We start from the raw sequence: 24,818 nt of genomic DNA, 5'->3' as shown, positions 1-24,818 counted from the left end.
GCCGGACGCATCCTGTCCTCTTTCGGGAGGTCCCGTGCCGGCCTGAACGATTGGACGAGGGAAACCTAGCGGGCTTTCTATATCGATATAATAGATTGTCGAATATGCGATATTCCTGTTTCATTATAGCCCGCTCAAGTGGGCTGCAGTTGCAAGCGGTTAGGCAACGCCGACGCAGACATATTTGACTTCGAGATAATCCTCGATGCCATAGCGCGACCCTTCGCGCCCCAGGCCCGACTCCTTGATCCCGCCGAAGGGCGCGACTTCGGTCGAGATCAACCCGGTGTTGACCCCGACGATGCCATATTCGAGCGCTTCTGCCACACGCCAGACCCGCGAAAGGTCGCGGGCATAGAAATAGGCCGCGAGGCCGAAGCGCGTGTCGTTCGCCTGCGCGACGACGTCGGCCTCGTCCGCGAAGCGAAAGACAGGGGCGAGCGGGCCGAAGGTTTCTTCCTGCGCGACGTCCATCGCCGCGGTCACGCCGGTCAGCAAGGTCGGCTCGAAGAAGGTGCCGCCGAGCGCCGAGCGGCGGCCGCCGCAGACGATGCGCGCGCCCTTCGCGGTCGCGTCGGCGATATGGCGCTCGACCTTCTCGACCGCCGCTTCCTCGATCAGCGGGCCCACCTCAACCCCCGCGTCGGCGCCGTCGCCAACCTTCAGCCCCCGCACCGCGTCGGCGAGCTTCGCGACGAAAGCGTCGTGGATTCCCGCCTGCACATAAAGCCGGTTCGCGCAAACGCAGGTCTGCCCGGCGTTGCGATATTTGGAGGCGATCGCGCCCCTGACCGCTTCGTCGACATCGGCGTCGTCGAAGACGATGAAGGGCGCGTTGCCGCCGAGTTCGAGCCCGAGTTTCTTCACCGTGTCGGCCGACTGGCGATAGAGCAGCTTCCCGATCTCGGTCGATCCGGTGAAGGAGAGTTTACGGACGAGCGGGTTGTCGGTCATTTCCGCGCCCACGCAGCGCGCATCGCTGGTCGGAACGATCGACAGCAGTCCGGCGGGCAGTCCCGCCTCCTCCGCCAGCACCGCGAGCGCGAGCGCCGACAGCGGCGTCTGCGCCGCGGGTTTGACGACGATGGCGCAGCCCGCGGCGAGCGCCGGGCCGACCTTGCGGGTAATCATCGCGGCGGGGAAATTCCACGGCGTGATCGCGGCGACGACGCCGACCGGCTGCTTGAGCACGAGGATGCGCTGGCCGTTCTGGGTCGCGGGGATGATATCGCCATAGGCGCGCTTCGCTTCCTCGGCGAACCATTCGATGAAGGAGGCGGCGTAGGCGATCTCGCCGCGGCTTTCGGCGAGCGGCTTGCCCTGTTCGGCGGTCATCAGCCGCGCGAGATCCTCCTGATTCGCCATGATCAGGTCGAACCAGCGGCGCAGGATCGCCGCGCGCGCCTTGGCGGGGGTTGCCGCCCAGGCGGGCATCGCCGCCGCCGCGGCCTCGATCGCGGCGCGCGTGTCGGCGGGAGTCGTGTCGGCAACCTCGGCAATCAACGCGCCGGTCGCGGGATTGGTGACGGCGAGGCGGCGGTCGCCCGCGATCCAGTGGCCGCCGATGAACGCGCCGGTGCGGAGCAGGTCGGGGCGGGCGAGGGTCGGGACATTGCTCATAGTGCGCTCAGGGCCTTCTCGAGGATCGCCATGCCTTCGTCGATCAGCGCGTCGGACGCGGTGAGCGGCATCAGCAGGCGGATCGTCTCGCCATGGATGCCGCAGCTCAGCAGCACGAGGCCGAGTTCGAGCGCACGCGCCGTCACGCGCTTCGCCGCCGCGCCGTCGGGTTCGTCGCTGCCGCGCGCCGCGAGCAGATCGAAGGCGACCATCGCGCCGGGGCCGCGGACATGGCCAATGGGGAGCAGATCATTGCGCGCCGCGAAAACCTCCAGCGTCGCCCGCAGCTTGTCGCCGAGGGCGTTCGCGCGTTCGATCAGCCCCTCCTCCTCGATCACGTCGAGCACCGCGAGCGCGGCGGCGCAGGCGACGGGCGAGCCGGCGTAAGTGCCGCCGAGCCCGCCGGGCTGCGCCGCGTCCATGATGTCGGCGCGGCCGATCACCCCCGATAGCGGGAAGCCGCCGGCAAGCGACTTGGCGACGGTCATCAGGTCGGGTTCGACCCCGCCATGCTCGATCCCGAACATGCGGCCGGTGCGCGCGAAGCCGGTCTGCACCTCGTCGGCGATCAGCAAGATGCCATGCTCGTCGCAGAGACGACGGAGCGCCGCGAGCAATTCGGGCGGCGCCATGTGAAAGCCGCCCTCACCCTGCACCGGCTCGACGATGATCGCAGCGACGCGCGACGGCTCGATGTCGGCGGCAAACAGCAGCGACAGCGCGCGCAGGCTGTCCTCGACGCTCACGCCATAATGGGCGATCGGGAACGGCAGGTGGAACACCTCGCCCGGCAGCGGGCCGAAGCTGCGCTTGTAGGGCAGCACCTTGCCCGTCATCGCCATCGTCAGCAGCGTGCGGCCGTGGAAGCCGCCGCCGAAGGCGATGACGCCGGGGCGACCGGTCGCGGCGCGGGCGATCTTCACCGCATTCTCGACCGCTTCCGCGCCGGTGGTGAAAAGGATCGTCTTGGCCGGACCGGAGAAGGGTGCGAGCGCGTTCAGCCGTTCGCAAAGTTCCACATAGGGCTCGTAGGCCGCGACCTGAAACGCCGTATGCGTATAACGGTCGAGCTGGTCGCGCACCGCCGCGATCACGCGCGGATGGCGGTGGCCGACGTTGAGCACCGCGATGCCGCCCGCGAAATCGATATAGCGGCCGCCGTCGGCGTCCCACAGTTCGGCATTTTCGGCGCGCGCCGCGAACAATGGCGTCGCACTCGCGACCCCCTGCGGGACCGCGGCGGCACGGCGCGACAAAAGAAGGGCATTATTGCTCATCGTGGGACCTCGTTTGTTTGGGTTTTCAGTCTTGGGAAGGCGGCGCGCGGTCGAGTAGGCGCGCGGGCCATGCGGCCGCGAGCCCGCTCAGCAGGAGCAGCATCACCGCCGCGACGATCGTCAGCGGATAGCCGCCATGATCGAGCAGCAGCCCGGTCAGGAGCGGCCCGCTCGCCAGCCCGAGCTTCGAGCAGAAGCCACCGAGCGCCGCGGTCCGCCCGACCTTGTCGAAAGCGGCGGCGAGGCCGAGCAGATAGGGGATGGTGAAGGCCCAGACGATCGCCGAGCCGATGTTCGCCGCGACATAAACGGCCGGAAGGTCGGACCACCAGAAAGCGGCGGTGAAGATCAGGGTCACCGCGATCGAGCCGAGGATCGGCTTCGCCCGGCCGAAACGCGCGCCCATCGCGACGACGAGGATCGACCCCAGTGCGCCGAGCCAGTTGGCGGCGGCGAGCGTCGGTCCGATGAAACCCTGCGACAGCCCGGCGCCCCGCCCAAGCCCGATGATGAAGGCGGCGAGTCCCATATTGCCCGCCTGGAACAGGAAGATGGCGGCAAGCGTCGCGGCGAGCGGCTTGCGGGCGATCGGCGGCGCCTCGGCTGCCGCGGCGCTTTCGGCGGCGACCGGATAGGCGGGCAGGAAGGGCAGCATCGCCAGCGTCGCGAGGCTGAAGGCGGCGAGCGCGAGGAAGAGGACGCCGGTGCCGTAGTTCGGCACCAGCGGCGGCAGCGCCCAGAGGCCGATGCCGCCGATCCCGAACTGCACGACGAGCAGCATTCCGAACACGCGGTCGGGCGAGCGGGTGCGCGCGATCACCGCAAAGGCGATCCCGACGAGCAGCCCGCCGATCATGCCGTGGCAGGCGCGGATCACGGTCAGCGCGGCCACCGACACAAGCTGCGTCGAGACGAGATCGACCGCGATCAGGCCGACCAGCGCTGCCGTCGCGGCGACGCGCCATGGGATGCGGCGGACGAGAAACACCGCGATCAGCGCCCCGACCGCCGCGCCATAGACATTGGCCGACGCGATCAGCCCGGCGCTCGCGGGCTTGATCCCCAGCCCGTCCGACAGGCCGGTGACGAGCGCCGCCATGATGTTGACGTAGAAAAGCCCGGCGGTCGCGAGGAAGGACAGCAGCACCGCGGCGGGCAAGCCGTCAGGCGCGACCTTCGGCAGCGTATCGGTCAGCCGCATGGCGCATCCTTTCCGGCAAGCGCCACGGCGGCCGCGCTCCAATCCCAATGATCGCTGTCGCCGAAGCTGTAGAAGAGCGCGTCGCGGCGGGGCAGCATCGCGACCGAAATGCCGCCGAACCCCGACATCGCCGGAACCCAGAGCGATCCGGCGCAGCCGAGCTTCGCGCCCATGTCGCGCGTCCAGAAGCCGGCGCGGTACCGGAAGCCGGGGAAGCCCGCGGGCAGCCCGCCGCCCTGCGGCGCGCGCTGCATCGCCGCGTCGAGCAGGCGCCGGTCGAGTTGCCCGTCCGCGCCCTGCATCAGCCAGCGCGACAGGCGGGCGATGTCGTCGGGCTGATAGGTCAGCCCCCAACCGACAAAGGGCTGCGCGACCGCATCCTCGCTGCGTCGGGTCGTCGACAGCGTTGGGCTAAGCTTGAGACCATCCCACAGTGGCCGGACGAGATCGTCGTAGAGATCGGCCTTCGCGCCACGCTTCGCGCGCAAGATCGCACTCATTGCGGTGCCGAGCAGATAGGTGTCGGAGGTGTGATAGGCCCACTTGCCGCCCGGCGACGCCTTGCGCGGATAATGGGTGCAGGCAAAGGCGATCTTCGCCGCATGATCGGCGGGCTCGAAGAAAGCGGCGATCGACGGATCGTCCTCGTCGGCCATATAGGCGTCGGAGCGATAATGGCCGGTCGTCATGTCGAGCGCCTGCTCGAGCGTCACCCCCGCCCAGCCGCGCGCGCATTGCGGGACGTGTGCGGCGATCTCCGTTCCCGCGCTACCCGGATAGAGTTTTTCGAGCCGCATCAGCGCGACCCCGCCGAACACCGACTTGGCGGTCGAATAGGACGGCAGGTCGATCGCCTCGCACGCCGGATAGTCGCCGTGGCGGGTCGCGCAGGCGCTGCGGTAATGGACGCCGTCCACCACCGCACCATAGACGGTCGGCTCCGGCCCCGCCGCGGTGGCGAAGGCAAGCGCATCGGGGCGTTCCTCGATCGAACGCACCGGCAAGCGCGCCGCCACCGCCTCCTCATGACGCCGCACAATCGCGTCGGCGTCGCGGACTGCGCCCGGCGCAAGGCGCGCGGCAGCGAAGCCCCAGGCGTCGAACTTGCGATAGCGGCAAGTCTCGCCCGCAATCTCGAAGGCGGCCTTGCTCACCGTTCCGTCCGCGCCGAACAGGAAGGTCAGCATCCCGTTGTGCGTGCAATTGGCGCCCCGCTCCTGCAGCGCGAAGGGCAGCGCGGCGCGGGTCAGTCCGCCATCGCCGGCTTCGGACCAGACGCGACCCGGCTCGACGATCCAGTTCCAGTCGGGATGGGTCGATGCGATCAGCCCCCGCTGCGCGGGGATCAGCGCCTCGCCGTGCTGGACGAGATCGAGGTCGAGAGCGGGCAGCGAACGGATTGTGTCGCCGCGCTCATAGCCCTTTTCTTCGACGATCAGGCGGAACCCCGCCATCGGCCCGCCCGCCAGATGAAGGCGGCCCGCAAAACTCGCTTGCGGGGTCGCAGCATCGGCGGCGGGGGAGAAGGCCGACAGGTCGACCGGGCTGTCGAAGCCCTCGCCCGCCTGCAACGCGGCGCGGCCGAGCGCCTGCCTTGTGTCCGAAACCTCGGCCTTGGCGAGGCCCGTCACCACCACATCGTCGAACCAGCAGGTCGCGCGCTCGCCCCGCGCCGACAGGCGGAGCCGCAGCCCGCCATCACCCTCGGCGAGCGCCTGCCCGCCCGGCCACAGCGTCACCGCATCGGCGCGCGCTTTGCCGACCGACAGGATCGGCGCCCAGGTCGCGCCGCCGTCGCGCGAGGCTTCGGCCGTGCAGGTCGCGTCGTCGCTGAGCGCATCGGCAGCGATCTTCACGGTCGCAAAAAGGCGGCGCTTGCCTTCGACCGGCACTGCGACCTCGGCGCTCGCCCCGGCGGTGAGGCGCATCGAGACATTGCCCGCGAAACTCGTCAGCCGCACATCGCCCGCACCCGCCGCGCGCCACGGATCGGCGCTGCCCTGCTGAAAATCGCTGCGCAGCAATTCCTCGGCAGATGCGCTGCCGGGCGCTGCGAGCGCGATCAGGGCGAGCAGTCCATATCTCACAGCGCAATACCCGCCTTGCCGAGCGCATCGGCGAGCGGCGCGAGCCCCTCCGCATAGCGCCGCCAGAGGCCGACCGAACGATCATGGATCGGCGCGCGCACCTGCACGGCGCTCGCGGTCGCCACGGGGGCGGGGTTGCGGTGGAAATCGAGGCAGGCGTCTTCCCAGGCGAGCCCGCACGCCGCGACCAGCCGGCGGCTCTCGCCCTCCTGATCGGCGATCAGCGCTTCATAATCGATCTCGATCATTCGGCCGGGCAAGGCATCGCGCCAATGCGCCATCAGTCGCTCATAGGCGATGCGATAGGCGGCGAGGTCGCCGAGATCGTAGCTGAAGGGATAGCCCATGCGGAACAGCGTCTTGTACATCGCATAGCAGCCATCCATCGCCCCGCGCCGGACGTGAACGATACGCGCGTCGGGCAGCGCGAGCACGATCAGCCCGATGTAGAGGAAATTGAGCGGCGTCTTGTCGATCGCGAAAGGCGCGCCGGGATCGCGCTCGGCGATGCGCGACCGATAGGCGCGGCCGAGCGCAACATGGTCCATCGCGGCGCTGCGGCGGATGAGGTCGGCCTTGTCGCGCGCCTGCCCCGCGCCCTCGATCAGCGCGAGCGCGAAATCCTGAATCTCGCCGAGGCTCGCGACCTGGCTGTGCGACGACAGGATGCGGTCGACTAGCGTCGTCCCGCTGCGCGGCAGGCCGAGGACGAAGATCGGTCCCGGTTCGGCGGACGGCGGCGGCGCGGCTCGCAGGCGTGCGACCGAAAAGGCATCGGCGATTGCCGCCATCGTGTCGACGTCGTCGGCGACGCGATAGGACAGCCGCGCCCGCCGCGCATCGGCCGCCGCTTTCAGCGCCGCGAACGCCCGGCCATGGTCGCCGAGATCCTCGAGTTCCTTCGCCAGCGCATGACCGAGCGCGATGCGCGCCTCGGCATCGCTCCCCGTCGCTGCCAGCGCGTTTTCAAGCGCCGCCACATGATTATTGTCCGCGGTCGCGCGGCGCAGCGTCGAGCGGTTGGCCCAGGCGTCCCAGTCGCGCGGGTCCGCGGCGATCACGCGGTCGAAATGCGCTTCCGCCGCGTCGATCCGGCCGAGCGCGATCGAGGCAGCGGCAAGGTCGTAGCGCGCGCGGCCGTCGTCCGGCGCCAGTTCGACCGCCCGCGCGCAGCAGCGTTCGGCCTCGACCGGCCGGTTCATATGCCCGTGATATTCGGCGAGGCAGCGCAAGGCATGGGCGTCGTCCCACGCCAGTTCCTCGATCGCGGCGAGGACCGCGCGCGCCTCGCCATAGCGGCCCCGCACCGCCGCTTCCCGCGCCCGTGCCAGCCCGGCGTCGAAATCGCCGGAAAGGTCGCGGGCGGCGGAGGCGGCGGGCCGGGCCGTCATCGTCAGAAACGCACGTCCGCCGACAGGCCGATCGTCCGCGGCAGCGTGATCAGATCCTTCGACCCATTGCCATAATAGCCCTGCGACGGCGACGTCCCCATATAAGCCTCGGTAAAAACGCCCGTCACGCCATCCGCGTTGAACAGATTCTTGACGAACAAAGTCAGCCCATAGGAACCCTTGCGCAGCGTCGCCGAGGCGTTCCAGATCGAGAAGCCCGGCAGGCGGACGTTGAACTTGGGCGAGGTGCTGATCGCGTTGCGCGTCGACGATTGATAAAAGCCATCGCCGCGCAGCGTCAGGCTGGTGTCGTTCCCGAGATCGAAGCTGTAGTCGGCGCTGCCGGTCACGATATGGGGCGCCGACCCCGGCAGGCGATCACCGTCGCGCCCGATCAGCGTGTGGCTGGGGTCGGGCGAGAAGAAATCGCGCGTCAGCTTCGCATCGACATAAGTATAGCCGAGGGCATAGTGGAGGCCGCCGCTGCGCCCCTCGATCTGCGCCTCGATCCCCTGCGAGCGGGCCTTGCCGCCGTTCTGGACGACGTAGAAGCCCCAGACCGGAGTCGCGGTGTTGAGCTGGATATCCTTCCAGTCGATGTAGAAGGCGTCGAGATTATAGGTCAGCCCGCCGAGCGCGCCCTTTACCCCGACCTCGTAATTGACCAGCGTGTCGGACTTGTACTGCTGCCACGACGGGTCCTCGGCATAGCGGCCAATCGTCGGCACCGCGTTCGACCCGCCGCGCCGATAGCCCTGCGACACGGTCGCGTAGAGCAGGCCGCGGTCGGCGAATTTCCACGACAGATTGCCCTTGAACAGCGCCTTGTCCTCGCTGGTGCGGAAGGTCGCGTCGGTCGGCTGCGACAGCGAGGGGAAGATCGGAATGTCGATCGAGGTGTCGTTATGCGCCTTGTTCCAGAAATAGCGCACCCCGCCGGTCAGATCGACCGTATCGGTGGCGTGCCATGTCAGCTCACCGAACAGCGCGCGATCCTTGAACGTCTCGTGCCGGCGATAGAAGAAATCCTGATCGCTCGCGACCGCGGCGGGCAGGCCGGTCGCGGCGTCCCACCAGCGCTTGAAGCCGCGCAGAAAGCTGTCCTGCGACGAAAAGAGCTTCTGGTCCTGATAATAAGCGCCGATCACATAATCGAGCGGTCCGCCGCCCTTCGACACGAGACGCAGTTCCTGCACGAAGCTCTTGTCGCGATAGCTGCGCACCGCCGATGCCATCGGGCGCGGGTAGTTGTAATAGAAGGCGAGGAAGCCGGCCTTGGCGTAGAAGCCGGTATTCTCGCTGACGCTGTCGCCCTCATGATCATACCAGGAGGAGCTGGAGGTCAGCGTGGCAAAGCCCAGGTCGACATTCGCTTCCAAGGCGACCGAATCGACGTTGCGGGTCGAGGGTTCGAGCTGGATCGACCCGTTCTGATAGCCTTCATAGGCCTTGCCATAGCCGTCGAGCCCGCGGGTGATCTGCCGCCGACCCCCGACATTATCCTCTTGGTGATTATAGGTCAGCGTCAGGTCGACCGCGTCGCTCGGCTGCCATAGCGCGGCGATGCGGCCGTACCAGACATGGACGAAATCGGCATCCTTGACGCGGCGATATTCAGCATCGGGCGCGAGCACCCCGGCGGGCGCGGTCGGGATGCCGTCGCCGTCGAGCTTGTAGACGTTCACATAGTCGGTCAGGCCCGGATAATGCTGGCGGCTACCCACAGCACGGATCGCGAAGGTATCGCCGAGCGGCACGTTGAGCACGACGTCGGCCTCGTAACCGATGCCGTCCGATCCCTTGACGTTGCTGACGCCGCCGGTGACGCGCCCCTCGAAACGGCCGAGCACGGGCTTCTTGAGGATATAGCGCACCGTGCCGCCGAGCGCGCCCGATCCATAGAGCGTTCCCTGCGGCCCGCGCAGCACCTCGACCCGGTCGAGATCCTTGAGCAGATAGGCAGCGAACAGCGGTGTGTCGTTGACATAGGTCGAGACCGGCGAAACCCCCGAAACGGCGTAGTCGCCGAGCGCGGCGCTGTCGACGTTGACGCCGCGGATCGTCACCGTGTTGATGACGCCCGCGTTGCGCCGGCCGCGATCGACGACCGCGACGCCGGGGATCGAGCGGAGCAGCTCGGCCTGATCGCGCGTCTGGTTCGCGTCGATCCGGTCGCCGCCGACCGCCGAGATATTATAGGGGATATCGATCGTCCGGGCTTCGCGGCGCGTCGCGGTGACGACGATGTCGGTGCCGTCGTTCGCGGCCCCCGCCTCCTGGGCGAAGACCGTTGCCGGCATCGCCGCCAGCAGGCCGGTGCAGGCGAGCGATGTCGTCGCCAGAAGTCGCGTAGTGTTGGTCATGGTTTTCCCCCCTTTTGTGTCATCGCGCGCGCGTCGGCGCTATCCTTGTCGGTGAGCGAAGAAGCAGGCTGAACGAGCGGGCCGAGCGCCTGGAGCGTCGGCGAGGCCGCGGGCCCGCGGTCGAAGGCTTCGAAATGCTGCGGACCGTCGCGCAGGCTCTTGAGCGGCTGGCCGAGCCCGTGCCAGCCGCGTTCGCGGCAACGGCGGACGTAGCCGAGGTCGAGATCGACCGCGATCACCTCGCGCCCCTCCCCCGCCGCGTGGATCATCTCGCCGCCCGGCCCCGCGACGCACGAACGCCCATAGCCGAGGTCGCCCGCGACATTGACCGAGACGACATAGGCCTGGTTGGTCGCGGCGGCGGCGCGGACGATCGACAATTCGACGTCGCGGTCGATGGTGTTGGTCATCACCGGATTGAGGATGACCTCCGCCCCGCGCCAGATCAGCGAGCGGACAACCTCGGGAAACCAGATGTCGTAGCAGATGGCGAGGCCGAAGCGCCCGACGCCGGGAACGTCGAATATGGTCGGCTCGACGCCACCGGTCACCCCCTCTTCATAGGGATAGAAGGGATAGATTTTCCGGTGCCGTGCAGCGATGCTGCCGTCGGGGGCAAAGACGCTGGCGGTGTTGTAGATGGTGTCGCCGTCGCGCTCGAACAGCGAGCCGTTGACGAGCCACAGCCCATGTTCGCGCGCCATCGCCGCAAAGGCGTCCTCGGCGGGGCCGGGCAGCGGCTGCGCATTCGCGGTAGCGGGGCCAAAGCAGGAGAGTTCGCCGAGCACGACCATGTCGACCCAGCCGAAGCGGCGGCGGACGAGCCGCACTTCCTCGGCGATGCGGTCCAGATTGTCGCCGCGCGGCAAGGCCAGTTGCAGTCCGGCGATAGCGAAATGAGTCATAATCCTCCCCAGCGCGCCGATCGGGGCGCGTCCGGGGGATAATCTGTCCGCTATGCGGCGCTTGCGATAGGTCCAGTTTGCAAACTAGGATGGTGCCAGATCGCCAATGCGACCGATCAGCGCCCAGTCGACAATGCGCTGTCCGGCGCCGAGCCACTGGATGACGTCGCCCTCGACCGCGACCTCGAACGAGGTCGCCTCGCCATAGGACCAGCTTTGCCATTGGCGGTGCCAGCGGTCGCCCTCGATCCACCAGCGCCCGGTGTCGATATCTTCGTCGGCGTAGCCCGCGCGCCCGGTCATCGTGCCGTCGGGCATCAGCAATATGGTGCACGGATCGCCATAGACGGTGCGGCATTCGAGCCGGGCGCCGCTCATCTTGCGGCGCAGCGCGCGGCCGGTCAGGATCGGCGGCGGCTCGGCCTTTTTTTCGAGTACATCGTTGAGCGCCGCGGTCAGCGCCGCCACGCCGGGACGGATGCGTTCGACGGGCAGGCTGGTAACACCGAGCCGGAACAGGCCCGGCGGCGCGGTCCCCGCATAATAGGAATCGACCCGCTCGATCAGCACCCCGCGCCGCTCGGCCGCTGCGGCGAGATCCGCGACGTCGAGCCCGGTGGCTCCCCGGACCCACATCGTCGTCCCGCCGCGCACCGGCTGGATCGCGATCGAGCGCGGCAAATAATGGTTGAGCGCGTCGCGCAGCGCGATCTGCCGGGTGCGGAATTCGCGGCCGATCCGCCGCATCATCGAATCATAATGGCCGAGCGACAGGAATTGCGCGGCGGCGCGCTGGTTGTTCGGGGGCGGCTGCTTGACCGACAGGCGGCGCAGTTCGCGCAGATGCGCGATCACTTCGCGGTCGGCGACCATGAAACCGAGCCTGAGGCCGGGATCGAGTACCTTGGCGAGCCCGGCGATATAGACGACGCGGCTGCCCCCCGCCATGCCGCGCATCGCCGGAAAATCCTCGTCGAGATAGTTGGTCTCGCATTCGAAATCATCCTCGACGATGATCAGGTCATGCGCGTCGGCCGCGGCGAGCAGTGCGCGGCGCCGGTCGAGCGACAAGGTCGCGCCGGTGGGCAGTTGATGGCTGGGCGTGACCATGACGAGGTCGCAATCGGCCAGCCGCGCGTCGGTCACCACGCCTTCAGCATCGACCGGCTGCGGCATCCACACGCCGCGCCGCGCCTCGATCAGCGCGCGCAGTTCGAACAGGCCGGGGTCTTCGATCGCGACGCAGCTACCGTCGGTGCAGAACAGATCGAGCGCGAGGACGCGGGCATGATGCGTGCCGAGCGTCAGCAATATCTCGTCGGGACGCGCATAGATGCCGCGCCGCGGCAATATCTTGGTTCGGATTTCCTCGATCAGCGCCGCGTCGTCGTCGGCGATCCCTGACCAGGAAGCGACCTGCCGCCGCTTCAGCGACAGGCTCGCCGCCTCGCGCCAGTCGTCGACCGGAAACAGGCTGTCGTCGAAACAGCCGTCGAGGAAGGGATAGGGATATTGCTGCCAGTTGGCGGGCCGCGGCTCTGGAAGCGTGGGCAGGCGCGGCAGGCGTTCGGACCAGGGCACGCCGTTCGGCGTCGCGCGCCCGGCGATCCCCGCGACCTCGCCGAACCCGGTGCGCCCGGCGGTCAGGTCGCCCGACACGAACAGCCCGCTGCGCTCGCGCGCGACGACGTGGCCGTCGGCGACGAGCTGTTGATAGGCGATGGTCACCGTGTTGCGGGCGACGCCGAGCAGGCGGGCCATCGCGCGCGAGGACGGCAGCCGGTGCCCCGCCGGCCACGCCTGCGACCGCATCAGTTCGATCACGCCCTTGCGGATCTGGTCCTGCAGCGTGGCATCGCTATCGCGATCGAGGATGAAGGACGGGCGCATAGCCGATTGTGCCCAAATCACCCGGCCTTGTTCAAGCGCTAACGACGTCAACCCGACCTAAAACCAGGCGCGCACCCCCAGGACGAAACTGACGCCGTCCGCATCCTCGCCGCCCGCGCGCGCGAAGCGCGCGGTGTCGCCGAGCTTGCGCGCCCATTCGACCCCGACATAAGGTGCGAATTCCTTGACGATCTCGTAGCGGAGCCGAACCCCCAGTTCGATATCGGAAAGCCCCGATCCGGTGCCGGTTTCGGGAACGTCCTGCAGCGCGAAATTGACCTCCGCCCGCGGTTGCAGGACCAGCCGCTGGGTGATGCGCTGGTCATAATAGCCCTCGACGCGCCCGAGCAGATCGCCCTTGTTCGACAGGAACAGCGCACCCTCGACCTCGAACCAATAGGGGGCCAGTCCTTCGAACCCGACGACGGCATAGCTGCGGTCCGGCCCTTCGCCCAGATCCTGCCGCACACCGGCCTGGAGGTTGAAATAGGGGCCGACCGCCCGGCTGTAGAGCAGCTGGAGTTCGGCCTCCTCCACCCCCTCGCCCCACCGGCCTTCGCCTTCGCTCTTGAGCGTGACGCGGTCGATGTCGCCGCCATACCAGCCCTCGGCGCTCCAGCGATATCCGTCGCGCCCCTTGCGCGCCTGATATTCGGCGCGATCGAGGCTCAGAAAGGCGATCGTCTGTCCGCCATTCTCCATCATCATCTCGTGACGCGCGCGATCCATCTCCGCCTTTGGATAGATATGGTCGGCATACCAATCGTCGGGCGGCGCGGGAGCGGGGGCATCGCCCGGCGGCAGGTCGGTGCCGACTGCGGCCGTTTCCGGAACCGGCGGCATCGCGCCGGGCGTGCAATGGCCCATCGCGGCATGGTCCGGCGGACATAGGGGATCGGACGCGGGCGCAGCGGGCTGCCTATAGTGCATCGCATGACCCTGCGCCCCCGCCGGAACGGCGAAGACCAGCGCCGGGACGGCGACGATCAGGCCGAGCCGGGTCATGCCGCCTCTCCGCGCGGACGGACGCTGACGACGCGCATCATGCCCGCATACATATGATAGAGAAGGTGACAGTGGAACGCCCAGTCGCCGACCGCGTCGGCGGTAAAATCGAAGGTCGCGATCCCTCCCGGCTGGACGAGCACCGTATGCTTGCGCGGCGCCCGGTCGCCCTTCCCCGTGACCAGCTCAAAGAAATGGCCGTGGAGATGGATCGGGTGGCTCATCATCGAATCGTTGATCAGGTTCACACGCACCCGCTCGCCCTCGATAAAGGGGATCGGTTCGTGGTGGTCCGACATCTTCATGCCGTCGAACGACCACATGAAGCGCTCCATATTGCCGGTCAGATGGATGTCGAGCGAGCGTTCGGGCGCGCGAACGTCGGGATTGCGGTCGAGCGCGACGAGATCCTTGTAGGTCAGAACCGCGTGCCCGACATCCTCGAGCCCCTGACCGAGCTCGCCCATCCGGTCGACGGGCATCGGCGAGATCGTCTGCACGCCCGGGTCGCGCTTCACCTGCGGCGCGGCGTCGAAGTCGCGCATGGAATGATTCATGGCGCCGCCCGATCCATGATCCATGCCCGCCGGCGTGCAATGCCCCATCGCGGCATGTTCGGCGGGACACGCAGCGTCACCGCTCGTCATCGCCCCCATGTCGCCCATCCCCATATCCTTCATGGTCGCGAGCGGCCGCGGTCGCAGCGGCGGAACCTCCGCCACCATGCCGGGGCGCGGCGCAAGCGTCGCCCGCCCCACCCCCGACCGATCATTGGCTTCGGCGACGAGCGTATAGGCACGGTCCTCGACCGGGGTCACGATGACGTCATAGGTCTCGGCAACCGCGATCTGGAACTCGTCGGTCTCGACCGGGACGATATTGAGGCCGTCGGCCTGCACGACCGTCATCCGCAACCCCGGGATACGGACATTGAAGATCGACATCGCGGAGGCGTTGATGATGCGCAGCCGGACGCGCTCGCCCGGATGAAAGAGCGCTGTCCAATTGTCGCGCGGCCCATGACCGTTGACGAGGAATGTATAGGTCGAACCATTGACGTCGGCGATGTCGGTGGGGTCCATCCGCATTCGCCCCCAATCGATCCGCTCGCCGAGCGGCTGATCCTTGCCGCCGAGCAGGCCCGCCAAGGTCTGGCGCTGCTGGTTGAAGTGCCCGGGATTGACCTTGAGCTTGCGATAGATCGCCTCGGGCGAAATCCGGCTGTGATCGGACAGCACGACGACATGCTCGCGGTCATAGGCGATCGGATCGGCGCCTTCGGGGTCGATGACGATCGGTCCATAATGACCGATCTGTTCCTGAAGGCCCGAATGGCTGTGATACCAATAGGTGCCCGACTGAATCACCGGAAATTCGTAAACGAAGGTCGAGCGCGGCCTGATCCCCGGAAAACTGACCCCCGGAACACCGTCCATCTCAAAGGGAAGGAGAATCCCGTGCCAGTGGATCGAGCTGTCCTCGTCGAGGTCGTTGACGACGGTGAGTCTTGCCGTCTGCCCTTCCTTCAGGCGCACCAGCGGCGCCGGCACCGTCCCGTTGATCCCGATCGCGTGGCTCGGCTTGCCGTCGATACGCAGCGTCTGGCGCGCGATGCGCAGCGTGATGTCGCTACCCGACACCGTCGGGATGGGGGCGGTGATGCCGGCCGACACCGGCTGCGCCCAGGCGGGGAACCACGCAGCCGCCGCGGCCCCACCCCCCAAAACCCCGCTGACGAACCGACGCCTGTTGATCTGCATGTTCATTCCGACCGTTTATGTTTGTCCTTCGCTTTCATACGCAGGCGCCGCCACCACCCCTCACGCCAATCGGTCGCTCACTGCATCAATATCGTCTGTCGTCGCCCTTGCCGGCAAGCAATTGCCGCAGTTTCGCGCGTGCGCGATAGAGCCGCGTTTCGACCGTCTTCTCGCTGACGTCGAGCAGAACCGCCGTTTCCGCCTGGCTCATCTCTTCCACTCCGCGCAGCAGCAGAACCTCGCGCAAATTCCGGGGCAGATCGGCTATCGCGGCGCGAACGCGGGCGAGTTCGGAGCGATCGCTCGCCTCGCTATCGGGCAGCGGTGTGGCGCTGGCGACGTCATGCGCGGCTTCGATCGGGAGCGCGCGCGCGAAAAAGGCGCGAACCTTGCGCCGCCGCGCCCAGTCGCGGCACTTGTTGATCGCGATCTGGCTGATCCAGATGCGAAAGGGCCGCTCGCCATCATAACGATCGATCGCCGCGAAACCCGCGACAAAGGCTTCCTGGGTCAAATCCATCGCCTCCTCGGCATCGCCGGTCTGCCGGACGATCAGCCGGTAGACCCCGGCCTTGTAGCGATTCAGCAGTTCACGGCAGGCGTCTTCGCGCCCCGCGCTTGCAAGCGCGGCCAGGTCCGCGTCCGACCATTGCGACGGGTCGGCACTCACCGCGCATCGGCGGTCAGCGCCTTGACCACGCTCTTGTCGAACATGCGCGCCTGATCGCGGTCGAGGACGGCGCGCATCGCAAAGAGATGTTCCAGCGTTTCCTTTTGCAGCGTTCCCATGACCCGATGGCTATGGTCGATCGCCTCGGTGACGCGCGGGCCATAGCCGTGCTCGGCCTCGATCGCCTGCGCGAGCGCCACATTGGCGGCGCGCATCTCCTGCTCCAGCGCGCGCCGGCGGCCCGCGAAATCGGCCTCGATCGTGTCGATCCGGACCTTCTGCGCGGCCGTCAGGTCGAGCTGGCTGTGCAAGAGCGCATGAAGCTCGGTTTCACTGGCTCTCGGGGTGTCGGTCGCCAGACGGCCGACGAACACCCCGGCGATGGCGGCGGCAAAGGCGATGAGGCAGACCAGAAGCACACGGCGAGAGGGCATGTTATTGCGCGTCCAGCAGCGACGAGGGCGCCAGCGCACTGGCCGGGGCGAGCGGGCTGAGCGGGCTCGCCGCCACCGCCGGACGCGGCACCACGCTCCCCGCGAAAATGCCGCCGCCGAGCGACAGAACGGCGGCGAGCGTCATCACCCGGCGCATCACCACCGCTTCGCGGCGCCGGACGCCGAGCGCGCGGACGACCCGGTCGTCGAGCGCGTCGAGCGCCGCCGGCAGATCGACCCGGCCCAAGATGCGAAGTTCGTCGTCCATGAAACCTCTTTGCCGAACAGCCTTCCTATATAGAGCATACGCGCCCGCGGCGATCATCCCTCAAACCGATCGATGAGGGAAAATCCGCCCGCCCGCGTATTAGCAGGACAGATCCGATATTGGAGGTTTTATGCTCAAGTCCTTTCTTCCGTCCGCAGCAGCAGCCGTCGCCCTGCTGGTGGCGCCAGTCGCGGCAAGTGCGCACACCCGGCTCATTGCTTCGACCCCCGCAGCCGGCTCGACAGCCTCGAAAGTGACGTCGGTGAGCCTGCACTTCAGTGAGAAACTCATTCCCGCGACGATCAAGACCAGCCTCGTCATGACCGCCATGCCCGGAATGACCGATCATCCGCCAATGAAAATTCCCTATTCTTCGGCGATGGGCAAGGATGGAAAGTCGATGACGCTCCTGCTCAAGCGTCCGCTCGCGGCGGGCAGCTACACGCTGAGCTGGTCGGCCGCGGGCGCGGACACCCACCGCATGGGCAGCGAATTCAGCTTCACGGTGAAATAGGGCGGTGGGCGATCCCGTCCTGATCGGCATCCGGTTCGCGCTCTATGCGGACCTTATGCTCCTCGCCGGTCTCGCTGCTTTCCCCCTTTACGCCTTGACGCGGCAAGACCGTGCAAGGCCCGAACCGACGGACAGGATCTGGCGCGCCGCACGATGGCTCTGCGCGGCCGGCCTTCTCCTGTCGGCGCTCGGCATGGGGGTGCTCGCGGCATCGATGCAGGGCGTCGGTCTCCTCGCGCTCGACGCGCAGTCGTTCCGGGACATCGTCGGGCAAAGCGACGTCGGCACCGCCTGGCTCTATCGCAGCGCCGCGCTTGCCGCCGCGCTGGTGGCGTCGATCTGGATGAGGCGATGGCCGACCCCCGTCGCCGCGCTGCTCGCGGCGGCGGGCCTGGTGGCGGTCGGCACGCTTGCCTGGTCGGGTCACGCCGGCGCGACCGAGGGAACTGCCGGGACCATCCACCGGATCAGCGACATCGTGCATATGGCGGCGGCGGCGGTGTGGATCGGCGCGATCGCCGCCTTTCTGCTGCTTCTGTCGCCGCGGCGCGGCGGCCCGCCGCCGGGGACGATCGCGATCGCCGCGCGCAGCCTCGATCGCTTTTCGGTCGTGGGGACGATCTGCGTCCTGACCATTGCGGGAACCGGGCTCATCAACGGCCAGATGATCATCGGCGCGGAGAATCTCGGCCGGTCGCTCGCGGCTCCCTATGGACAAGGGCTTCTCGCCAAGCTCGCGCTGTTCGCGCTCATGCTCGCCCTCGCCGCCGCCAATCGCTGGCGGCTCACCCCGGCGCTCAGCGCCGCCGTCGCGCGGATGGAAGCACGCGACGACGCGAACCCGTCCGAAGCGATCGCCGCCCTGTGCAAGAGCCTGATCGCCGAAGCGACGGCCGCTTTCGCGATCCTGGCCCTGGTCGCCTGGTTCGGGACGCTCGATCCTTTCGGCGGCGAAGCGATGTGATGCGAAGCACGGGTCGAATTTCGGCGCCGCCAAAGCGAGCGCTCGTTTCCCGGACAAGCCGATGCGCGTCGAGGAAATAATGGTGCCCGGGGACGGAGTCGAACCGCCGACACTGCGATTTTCAGTCGCATGCTCTACCAACTGAGCTACCCGGGCACGGGCGTCGCGAGGCCGGTCGGCCTGCTGGCGAGCGGCGGCTATAGGCAGGGCGTTTCATCCTGTCCAGAGCCTTTGTTGCGTCAATTTCGCGGGTCAATCGCCTTCGAACCGGGCGTCGTCGGTGCCCCCGTCGGGCCCTTCGTGCGCGGGGGTGCGATAGCGTTCGTCGAACCAGTGATTGAGGTCGCGATCGCGGCAGCCGCGGCTGCAGAACGGCCGATATTGCTGGACGCGCGGATTGCCGCAAAGCGGGCATTTGCCGGGTGCAGCGGCGGCTTCATTGGGCATGGCCCACTCCTTTCACTTGGGCATCGCGCACGATCTCGACCGGCCGCCCGGTGCGTTTCTGCAACTCGGCGACCCAGCCGGGATGCGCCGCGATATGATCGGCAACGGCCGGGCGCGCGGTCAGTTGCAACGCGCCCGCGCCCTTTGCCCGTTCGGCCTGGCGCAGCAACAGCGCGGCGTCGGTGGCGGCAGGATCGAATCGCACCTGCTCGACCAGCGACGGCCGCTCGCGGCGGCGGATGATCTGCATCAGGCCGAAGCCGTTGATCGCGGTGCGCTCGAAGGGCGGCGGCAGCCATTCGTCGACCAGCGCGTCGATCGCCTGCCGCTCGGCCCGGCCGGCGAGGGTCGGGAAATCGATCCCGATCGACCCGCCGATATCGCAGCAACGGATGACGTGAACCGCAGCCTCGGCCCCCGCTCGCGCGAGCGCCAGACCGTTCCCGTCGCCGTCGATGTCGATCAGCGTCATAGCGGGCGTCGTGTCGACCCACAGCGCGCCGCCCGCGAACGGCCAGTGCCCCGCGCGGATATGCTCGATCAGTTCGGACCAGCCCGCTTCCTCCAGACGATCGGGGCCCATCGCGCTCAGTTCGACGACCGGATATTCCGTCGCCGCGATACGTGCGCGCAGATCGGGACCGGCGCCCACCGCCAGGTCGGACAGGCGCGCGCGCGCCGGCTTGTCGCGGCCGCGCTCGCGCAGCGCCATGCGGGTGATCTCGACGGTGAGCCGCGTTCCCAGCGAAAGCCCGGGCGGCGATGCCAGCGTCGCGAACGGCTCGCCCGGCGCATCGAGCGCGACCTTGCCCGCCTCGACCAACCGCGCCGCCACCACCGCACCGACGCGCGGCCCGTCGCCGTCACGCTCGATCCGCGCTTCGACGATCACCCCGTCCTCGACCAGCGCGGCGCGGCGTTCGCCGATACCGGCTTCATAAAGCCACTCAGCCAAGCGGCACCCCGGCGCTGCTCAACAGCGCGCGCGTCTCGAACAGCGGCAGGCCGACGACGTTGGAATGGCTGCCCGACAGGAAACGGACGAAAGCCTCGGCCTTGCCCTGGATCGCATAGCCGCCCGCCTTGCCCATCCCCTCTCCGCTTTCGACATACCAGTCGATTTCGGCCTGGCTCAGCACCTTGAACGCCACGATCGTATCGGCGACGCGAACGCGCGGGCGTCCGTCGGCACCGACGACGCAGACGCCCGACCAGACATGATGCCGCCGCCCCGAAAGCAGCCCGAGCATCCGGCGGAGATCGGCTTCGTCGACCGGCTTTTCGAGGATGCGGCGCCCGACCGCGACGGTCGTGTCGCCGGCGAGCACGACTTCGTCCGCCGCGCGCTCGACGGCGAGCGCCTTGCAGGTCGCGAGCCGCGCGACATAGGCGCGCGGTAATTCGCCCTTCAGCGGCGTTTCATCGATGTCGGGGGCGGCGATACGCGCGGGCGTCAGGCCGATCCGCGCCAGCAACTCGCGGCGGCGCGGCGAGGTCGAAGCCAAGACGAGAGCCGGAATTGGCGCGCGAGATGTCGCCGCGCCGCTCACTTGAAGCGATAGGTGATCCGACCCTTGGTCAGGTCATAGGGGGTGAGTTCGACGAGCACTTCGTCGCCCACCAGAACGCGAATGCGGTTCTTGCGCATCTTGCCGGCCGTGTGGCCGAGAATTTCGTGATCATTTTCCAGCTTCACGCGGAACATCGCGTTGGGGAGCAGTTCGACCACCTGGCCGCGCATTTCCAGAAGTTCTTCTTTCGCCATCTATCCTCTAGGGGCTCGAAATATCGGGATGGGCGCCCATAACGCCAAATGTGCGGAATTGAAAGCAATCTGTAACGTCGGTTCAGGACACGAGTTTCAGCTTCCGCGCCACCCGCCAGCCGACGGTTTTCGCCCAGGCATAGCTCGGCCAGCGCGGCGGCATCGCGGGGTCGAGGCCGATGCGGCGAAGCGTCGCGTTGGCGGCATGCGCCTCGGATTCGCGGTAACTCCATTCGCTGCGCCAGGTGATCGACAGCGAGATCGAGGGCGCGTCGCCATTGGCGACGAAATGCGGCGCCATCACCGGCATCAGCACCGCGTCGCCCGGACCGAGCGGCACCTGCTGCGCGCGATCGCGAAATTCCTCCTGCCACGGCAGATTGCGGTGCCCGCCCAGATGATATCGCTCATGTTCGGTGCGATGCGCGAAACGTTCGTCGCCCGCGGGCCAGACGTTCATCACCTTGGTGCCGCGCAATTGCAGCAGGATATTATGCTCGGGATCGAAGTGGAACGGCGTGATCGATCCGGGCGAGGAAATGAAGATGAATCCCTGCGGCGTCAGCATCGCCCCGGTGCGCGGCGCGACAACCGGTTCGAGCTCGCCGAGCAGATCCATCAGCAATGTGCGATAGCCGGGCACTGACTCGATATTCTTGAGCACCGCCCAGCTGCGGTTGGTGTCGATCGTGCGGATCGTCTCGCCGATCGACAGGCCGTTCGACGGGATATCCTCGGGCCGGATCCCGATCGGCAGTTCGCCGGGATTATATTCGACCTGCGCGTCGGGCAGGTTTTCGCCGAGCGCCGCCAGCGCGTCGAGCGACAGCAAGGGATGGTCGGGCAGGCGATGATGCAGCAGCCCCGCCTCCGCGGGATAGAGCGCCTCCATCCGCGCGAGCGTTTCGGCGGGAAAGACGGGCTGGTCGATGGTCTGATGGGCCGTCATGGCGATTCCTATAGATTATTTTCAGCAGACGCGGCGCGTTTCCAGCGCCGCCACATTTTTTCCACGCCGACCAGCGCCTTGAAGCGCAGCCGGTCGGCGCCGCCCGCAAGCGGCGCGTTGACCCAGACGAGATGGCGGCGCTCGCGCCAGACGCTGTCGATCATCGGATGGCCGGGCGCGGCGCAGCTATCGACCCAGTCGATGCGATCGTCGCCCAACAGATCGAGATTCGCCTGTTGCAGCAGCACGCCGGGCGAGAAGCGGGCGAAATCCTCGTCGAACGCGGTCTTGAACGAAAAGCCGCCCGGCGGACAGAGGAAATTGATCAACATCGCGAGCGGCCGATCGTCGAGCGCGAGCAGGCGCATGTCGAGCTTGCCGGCGCCGGCGGCGGCCGCGACGATCGCGCGAAACCACGCTTCGGTCTCGCCATGGCTGGCGAGCGCCGATTCGGCCCGGCCTTTCCAGCCGCGCGCCTCGAGATCGAGAAACGCGTCGATCCAAGGCTCGACCGCCTCATCGGACCGCCAATGACGAAAGGCCATCGCACCCTGTTCGGCGAGCCGGTTCGCCTGGCGGCGAAGCTCCTTGCGCTTCTTCGCGCGCACTGCTTCATCCCAATAGGCTTCGGCCGACAGGTTGCTGTCGAGGAGCGCGCGCTCCTCGCGGTGGACGACTTCCGCCTCGCCCCCGCGTCCACGCGCAACCTCGACCAGCGCGCGATGCAACGGCCCGTCCTCGGTCAGGCGCGGCACATGGAGCAAGGTTTGCGTCCAGTTCGCGGCGTCGCACCAGCCGAGCAGGATCGACCAGAAAAGCGGCTCCATCCCGGCGCGGACCAGCGGCGCGCCATGAAAGTGATTGGCGTGCGCCCACCCGGTTACATGCCGGAGCGGCAGACGCCCATATTTCACCGCGGGCGCGAGCGGCATCACGCCGATCAGTGGCCCTGCACCGTCCGCCCGCACCATCACCAATCGCGCCCGCCGCTCGGGGTCGAGCAGGTGCAGCGCGGGTTGCAGGCACCAGCGTTCGGCAAAGGGATTCGGCTCGCTTGCCTCGTCCGCCAGCCGGTCCCACGCCTTTGCCAACTCGTCCGAAAGCGACAGCGGGTCGGCGACACGCACGGCAAGCGGCGCGGCATCGGCGGCGCTGATCGGAAAGGCGGGGTGGACCGTCATCGGCGGCGAGCCTAGCAGCAAGTCGTTAAGAGGGCGTGGCGATTCATCTACGTCCTTCTATCACTCTCCGCAGATCGAGATGGCTGCTAACGCCCCAACTTCGTCATCCCAGCGAAGGCCGGGATCTCGCCCTATCGCCATGACGCACCGGCGAGATCCCGGCCTTCGCCGGGATGACGAAAGTAGCGGAAATTTCCACTCCTCACCCCACGGCGACCATCAGGCGTCAAATCCCGAACAGCTTCGCCAGCGATTTCTCCAGCATGAAGAATTGCCAGATCAGCCGCCCATGGTCGCGGCGGCCCGACTGGTGCGCGGCGACGATGCGTTCGATCTCGGCCATGTCGAACCAGCCCGAGCGCGTCAGCGTCGACGACGTCGCGAGCGCCTTCGCCTGCTCGACCAGCGGCCCGCGGAACCAGTGCGACACCGGCGTCACGAACCCCATCTTGGGACGATAGAGAATGTCGTGCGGCAGGTAACGCTCCATCGCCTTCTTGAGGATCGCCTTGCCGGTGCCGCCCTGCACGCGCATCGACGCGGGCAAGGTCGCAGCAAATTCGATCAGGCGATAGTCGAGCAAAGGCTCGCGCGCCTCAAGACTGACCGCCATGCTCATCCGGTCGGTCTTGGTCAATATGTCGCCGGGGAGCCAGATCATCAGGTCGGCATATTGGGCGCGATCGAGCGGCTCGGCGGCGGGCGCCTCGGCCATCGCCTTCCAGTAACGCGCTTCGCCGATATGATCACCGAGCGCATGGACCGCAGCGTCGTTGAACAGGCGCGCGCGCTGCGCGGGGCCGGTCACCCCGACCGCCTCGGCATAGCCCTCCGCTCCGCTCCGCGATAAGCTCGCCAACGTCGCGCGCGCGCGCAGCGGACGCGGCGCCCAGTCCATCTGCGGCCAGACGCGCGCCAGCGGGCCGAACAGCCCTTTGCGCAGGAAACGCGGGATCATCCCCCGCAGCCGTTCCTCCTGATGCTGGAAGACGAGGCGGCGATATCCCGCGAACGCCTCGTCGGCGCCGTCGCCCGAGAGCGCGACGGTCACCTCCTCGCGCGCGAGTTCGCAGACGCGGTACGTCGGCAGCGCGCTCGCATCGGCAAAAGGCTCGTCGAACATGTCGGCGATCCGGTCGATCAGCGCAAAATCGCCCGCGGCGACGGTACGGGTGCGATGATCGGTCGCGAAGCGCTCGGCGATCTGCTGGGCGTAAGCGGTCTCGTCGAGCGCCGCCTGGTCGAAGCCGATCGTGCAGGTCTTGACCGCCTTGGCGCTCGCCTCGGCCATCAGAGCCACGACCGCGCTGCTGTCCACGCCGCCCGACAGGAAGGCGCCGAGCGGCACGTCGGCGACCATGCGGTCGGTCACCGCCGTACGCATCAGGTGGACCAGATGTTCGGCGGCCTCGCCTTCGCTCGCCCGGACGCGCTTCGAGAAATCGGGCGCCCACCAGCGCGTCGGCGCGGAAACGGGCTTGCCGCGTTCGAGGAGGAGATAATGACCCGCGGCCAGTTTCTCGACCCCCGCGACGATGCAGGCATCGTCGGGAACATAGCCCAGCGCCAGGAAATCCTCGACCGCCGACAGATTGGCCTCCTGCCGCAGCAGCGGGTGACGGAGCAGGCCCTTGAGTTCCGACGCAAACGCGACCGATCCATCCGACAGGCGGACATGATGGAGCGGCTTCACCCCCAGCCGGTCGCGCGCGAGGAACAGGCAGCCGCGCGCATGGTCGTGGATCGCGAAAGCGAACATGCCATTGAGGCGCGACAGACATTCGACGCCCCACTGCCGCCACGCCGCGATGATCACTTCGGTGTCGCCGCTGGTGCGAAAGCGGTGGCCGCGATCCTCGAGTTCGGCGCGCAACTCGCGGAAATTATAGATTTCACCGTTGTAGGTGAGCGTCACCGCTTCGTCGTCGCTCGCCATCGGCTGCGGGCTGCCCGCGATGTCGATGATCGACAGGCGGAGGTGGCCGAGCCCGACGCCCGGCGCGGTCCAGTCGCCCGATCCGTCGGGGCCGCGATGCGCCATCGGGTGCAACATCGCGCGGACGCGCGCGGGGTCGACCGGCTTCGCCGTCTCCAGATGATAAATGCCTGCGATCCCGCACATATAGG

At 67.7% G+C, this 24,818-nt stretch carries 22 protein-coding genes and 1 tRNA gene; 2 read left to right on the top strand and 21 right to left on the bottom strand.

What is annotated here, in order from left to right:
• Positions 1-159: 159 nt before the first annotated feature.
• From ACVENA_RS03965 to ACVENA_RS03905, 13 genes are all read right to left on the bottom strand, one after another.
• Positions 160-1,620, bottom strand: coding sequence for an NAD-dependent succinate-semialdehyde dehydrogenase (locus ACVENA_RS03965; protein WP_449327741.1), 1,461 nt, complete (start codon positions 1,618-1,620; stop codon positions 160-162).
• Complete coding sequence (gene gabT, locus ACVENA_RS03960) at positions 1,617-2,897, bottom strand: 4-aminobutyrate--2-oxoglutarate transaminase (protein ID WP_449327740.1); 1,281 nt, start codon at positions 2,895-2,897, stop codon at positions 1,617-1,619. The genes ACVENA_RS03965 and gabT overlap by 4 nt, the downstream gene beginning before the upstream one ends.
• A 25-nt stretch (positions 2,898-2,922) precedes the next feature.
• Positions 2,923-4,098: an MFS transporter gene (locus ACVENA_RS03955; protein WP_449327739.1), complete on the bottom strand. Its 1,176-nt coding sequence runs from the start codon at positions 4,096-4,098 to the stop codon at positions 2,923-2,925.
• A complete protein-coding gene (locus ACVENA_RS03950; RefSeq protein WP_449327738.1) occupies positions 4,089-6,185 on the bottom strand; it encodes a serine hydrolase in 2,097 nt (698 codons plus the stop codon). The genes ACVENA_RS03955 and ACVENA_RS03950 overlap by 10 nt, the downstream gene beginning before the upstream one ends.
• Positions 6,182-7,576, bottom strand: a complete 1,395-nt coding sequence (locus ACVENA_RS03945; protein WP_449327737.1) for a sulfotransferase — start codon at positions 7,574-7,576, stop codon at positions 6,182-6,184. Before ACVENA_RS03945 ends, ACVENA_RS03950 begins: the two co-directional genes overlap by 4 nt.
• 2 nt (positions 7,577-7,578) lie before the next feature.
• Complete coding sequence (locus ACVENA_RS03940; protein ID WP_449327736.1) at positions 7,579-9,939, bottom strand: TonB-dependent receptor; 2,361 nt, start codon at positions 9,937-9,939, stop codon at positions 7,579-7,581.
• Positions 9,936-10,844, bottom strand: a complete 909-nt coding sequence (locus tag ACVENA_RS03935; protein WP_257548318.1) for a carbon-nitrogen hydrolase family protein — start codon at positions 10,842-10,844, stop codon at positions 9,936-9,938. Before ACVENA_RS03935 ends, ACVENA_RS03940 begins: the two co-directional genes overlap by 4 nt.
• Positions 10,845-10,928: 84 nt before the next feature.
• Entirely contained in the window at positions 10,929-12,734 is a 1,806-nt protein-coding gene (locus tag ACVENA_RS03930; RefSeq protein ID WP_449327735.1) for an aminotransferase-like domain-containing protein, read from the bottom strand.
• Between the two features lie 57 nt (positions 12,735-12,791).
• Positions 12,792-13,739 carry a copper resistance protein B gene (locus ACVENA_RS03925; RefSeq protein WP_449327734.1) on the bottom strand — a complete coding sequence of 316 codons (948 nt, stop codon included), beginning with the start codon at positions 13,737-13,739 and terminating at the stop codon, positions 12,792-12,794.
• Complete coding sequence (locus ACVENA_RS03920) at positions 13,736-15,505, bottom strand: copper resistance system multicopper oxidase (protein ID WP_449327733.1); 1,770 nt, start codon at positions 15,503-15,505, stop codon at positions 13,736-13,738. The genes ACVENA_RS03925 and ACVENA_RS03920 overlap by 4 nt, the downstream gene beginning before the upstream one ends.
• A 79-nt stretch (positions 15,506-15,584) precedes the next feature.
• A complete protein-coding gene (locus ACVENA_RS03915; protein WP_449327732.1) occupies positions 15,585-16,169 on the bottom strand; it encodes an RNA polymerase sigma factor in 585 nt (194 codons plus the stop codon).
• Positions 16,166-16,603 carry a periplasmic heavy metal sensor gene (locus ACVENA_RS03910; protein WP_449327731.1) on the bottom strand — a complete coding sequence of 146 codons (438 nt, stop codon included), beginning with the start codon at positions 16,601-16,603 and terminating at the stop codon, positions 16,166-16,168. Before ACVENA_RS03910 ends, ACVENA_RS03915 begins: the two co-directional genes overlap by 4 nt.
• Position 16,604: 1 nt before the next feature.
• Positions 16,605-16,871 (bottom strand): hypothetical protein, encoded by a 267-nt coding sequence (locus tag ACVENA_RS03905; protein WP_449327730.1) that lies wholly within the window; start codon positions 16,869-16,871, stop codon positions 16,605-16,607.
• A gap of 130 nt (positions 16,872-17,001) precedes the next feature.
• On the opposite strand from ACVENA_RS03905, the gene ACVENA_RS03900 reads away from it, so the two are divergent.
• Together ACVENA_RS03900 and copD are read left to right on the top strand one after the other, a co-directional pair.
• Positions 17,002-17,385 carry a copper resistance protein CopC gene (locus tag ACVENA_RS03900; RefSeq protein ID WP_449327729.1) on the top strand — a complete coding sequence of 128 codons (384 nt, stop codon included), beginning with the start codon at positions 17,002-17,004 and terminating at the stop codon, positions 17,383-17,385.
• A 4-nt stretch (positions 17,386-17,389) separates the two neighbouring features.
• Positions 17,390-18,349 carry a copper homeostasis membrane protein CopD gene (gene copD / locus ACVENA_RS03895; protein WP_449327728.1) on the top strand — a complete coding sequence of 320 codons (960 nt, stop codon included), beginning with the start codon at positions 17,390-17,392 and terminating at the stop codon, positions 18,347-18,349.
• Positions 18,350-18,429: 80 nt separating this feature from the next.
• Here copD and ACVENA_RS03890 read toward each other — a convergent pair.
• From ACVENA_RS03890 to ACVENA_RS03855, 8 genes are all read right to left on the bottom strand, one after another.
• A tRNA-Phe gene (locus ACVENA_RS03890) sits at positions 18,430-18,505 on the bottom strand.
• A gap of 96 nt (positions 18,506-18,601) precedes the next feature.
• Positions 18,602-18,796 carry a DNA gyrase inhibitor YacG gene (locus tag ACVENA_RS03885; protein WP_449327727.1) on the bottom strand — a complete coding sequence of 65 codons (195 nt, stop codon included), beginning with the start codon at positions 18,794-18,796 and terminating at the stop codon, positions 18,602-18,604.
• The gene (locus ACVENA_RS03880) at positions 18,786-19,751 is read right to left on the bottom strand and encodes a ribonuclease (protein ID WP_449327726.1); all 966 of its coding nucleotides are present in this window, start codon (positions 19,749-19,751) and stop codon (positions 18,786-18,788) included. The genes ACVENA_RS03885 and ACVENA_RS03880 overlap by 11 nt, the downstream gene beginning before the upstream one ends.
• Complete coding sequence (locus ACVENA_RS03875; protein WP_449328886.1) at positions 19,744-20,316, bottom strand: Maf family protein; 573 nt, start codon at positions 20,314-20,316, stop codon at positions 19,744-19,746. Before ACVENA_RS03875 ends, ACVENA_RS03880 begins: the two co-directional genes overlap by 8 nt.
• Before the next feature lie 26 nt (positions 20,317-20,342).
• Positions 20,343-20,561 carry a translation initiation factor IF-1 gene (infA, locus tag ACVENA_RS03870; RefSeq protein WP_010162480.1) on the bottom strand — a complete coding sequence of 73 codons (219 nt, stop codon included), beginning with the start codon at positions 20,559-20,561 and terminating at the stop codon, positions 20,343-20,345.
• Positions 20,562-20,643: 82 nt separating this feature from the next.
• Positions 20,644-21,510, bottom strand: a complete 867-nt coding sequence (locus ACVENA_RS03865; RefSeq protein ID WP_449327725.1) for a cupin-like domain-containing protein — start codon at positions 21,508-21,510, stop codon at positions 20,644-20,646.
• 8 nt (positions 21,511-21,518) lie between these two features.
• Positions 21,519-22,691: a GNAT family N-acetyltransferase gene (locus ACVENA_RS03860; protein ID WP_449327724.1), complete on the bottom strand. Its 1,173-nt coding sequence runs from the start codon at positions 22,689-22,691 to the stop codon at positions 21,519-21,521.
• 226 nt (positions 22,692-22,917) lie between these two features.
• Positions 22,918-24,813: an XrtA/PEP-CTERM system amidotransferase gene (locus ACVENA_RS03855; protein ID WP_449327723.1), complete on the bottom strand. Its 1,896-nt coding sequence runs from the start codon at positions 24,811-24,813 to the stop codon at positions 22,918-22,920.
• Positions 24,814-24,818: the final 5 nt, after the last annotated feature.

The organism is Sphingopyxis sp. 550A, assembly GCF_053569535.1.
This window is presented reverse-complemented; position numbering and strand designations above follow the sequence as displayed.

Excerpts from the sequence above, each read along its gene's own strand:
- infA (WP_010162480.1), bottom strand. The coding sequence starts at position 20,561 with ATGGCGAAAGAAGAACTTCTGGAAATGCGCGGCCAGGTGGTCGAACTG.
- ACVENA_RS03935 (WP_257548318.1), bottom strand. The coding sequence starts at position 10,844 with ATGACTCATTTCGCTATCGCCGGACTGCAACTGGCCTTGCCGCGCGGC.
- ACVENA_RS03865 (WP_449327725.1), bottom strand. The coding sequence starts at position 21,510 with ATGACGGCCCATCAGACCATCGACCAGCCCGTCTTTCCCGCCGAAACG.
- gabT (WP_449327740.1), bottom strand. The coding sequence starts at position 2,897 with ATGAGCAATAATGCCCTTCTTTTGTCGCGCCGTGCCGCCGCGGTCCCG.
- ACVENA_RS03940 (WP_449327736.1), bottom strand. The coding sequence starts at position 9,939 with ATGACCAACACTACGCGACTTCTGGCGACGACATCGCTCGCCTGCACC.
- ACVENA_RS03900 (WP_449327729.1), top strand. The coding sequence starts at position 17,002 with ATGCTCAAGTCCTTTCTTCCGTCCGCAGCAGCAGCCGTCGCCCTGCTG.
- ACVENA_RS03965 (WP_449327741.1), bottom strand. The coding sequence starts at position 1,620 with ATGAGCAATGTCCCGACCCTCGCCCGCCCCGACCTGCTCCGCACCGGC.
- ACVENA_RS03955 (WP_449327739.1), bottom strand. The coding sequence starts at position 4,098 with ATGCGGCTGACCGATACGCTGCCGAAGGTCGCGCCTGACGGCTTGCCC.
- ACVENA_RS03855 (WP_449327723.1), bottom strand. The coding sequence starts at position 24,813 with ATGTGCGGGATCGCAGGCATTTATCATCTGGAGACGGCGAAGCCGGTC.
- ACVENA_RS03920 (WP_449327733.1), bottom strand. The coding sequence starts at position 15,505 with ATGAACATGCAGATCAACAGGCGTCGGTTCGTCAGCGGGGTTTTGGGG.
- ACVENA_RS03885 (WP_449327727.1), bottom strand. The coding sequence starts at position 18,796 with ATGCCCAATGAAGCCGCCGCTGCACCCGGCAAATGCCCGCTTTGCGGC.
- ACVENA_RS03860 (WP_449327724.1), bottom strand. The coding sequence starts at position 22,691 with ATGACGGTCCACCCCGCCTTTCCGATCAGCGCCGCCGATGCCGCGCCG.
- ACVENA_RS03945 (WP_449327737.1), bottom strand. The coding sequence starts at position 7,576 with ATGACGGCCCGGCCCGCCGCCTCCGCCGCCCGCGACCTTTCCGGCGAT.
- ACVENA_RS03930 (WP_449327735.1), bottom strand. The coding sequence starts at position 12,734 with ATGCGCCCGTCCTTCATCCTCGATCGCGATAGCGATGCCACGCTGCAG.
- ACVENA_RS03925 (WP_449327734.1), bottom strand. The coding sequence starts at position 13,739 with ATGACCCGGCTCGGCCTGATCGTCGCCGTCCCGGCGCTGGTCTTCGCC.
- ACVENA_RS03905 (WP_449327730.1), bottom strand. The coding sequence starts at position 16,871 with ATGGACGACGAACTTCGCATCTTGGGCCGGGTCGATCTGCCGGCGGCG.
- ACVENA_RS03910 (WP_449327731.1), bottom strand. The coding sequence starts at position 16,603 with ATGCCCTCTCGCCGTGTGCTTCTGGTCTGCCTCATCGCCTTTGCCGCC.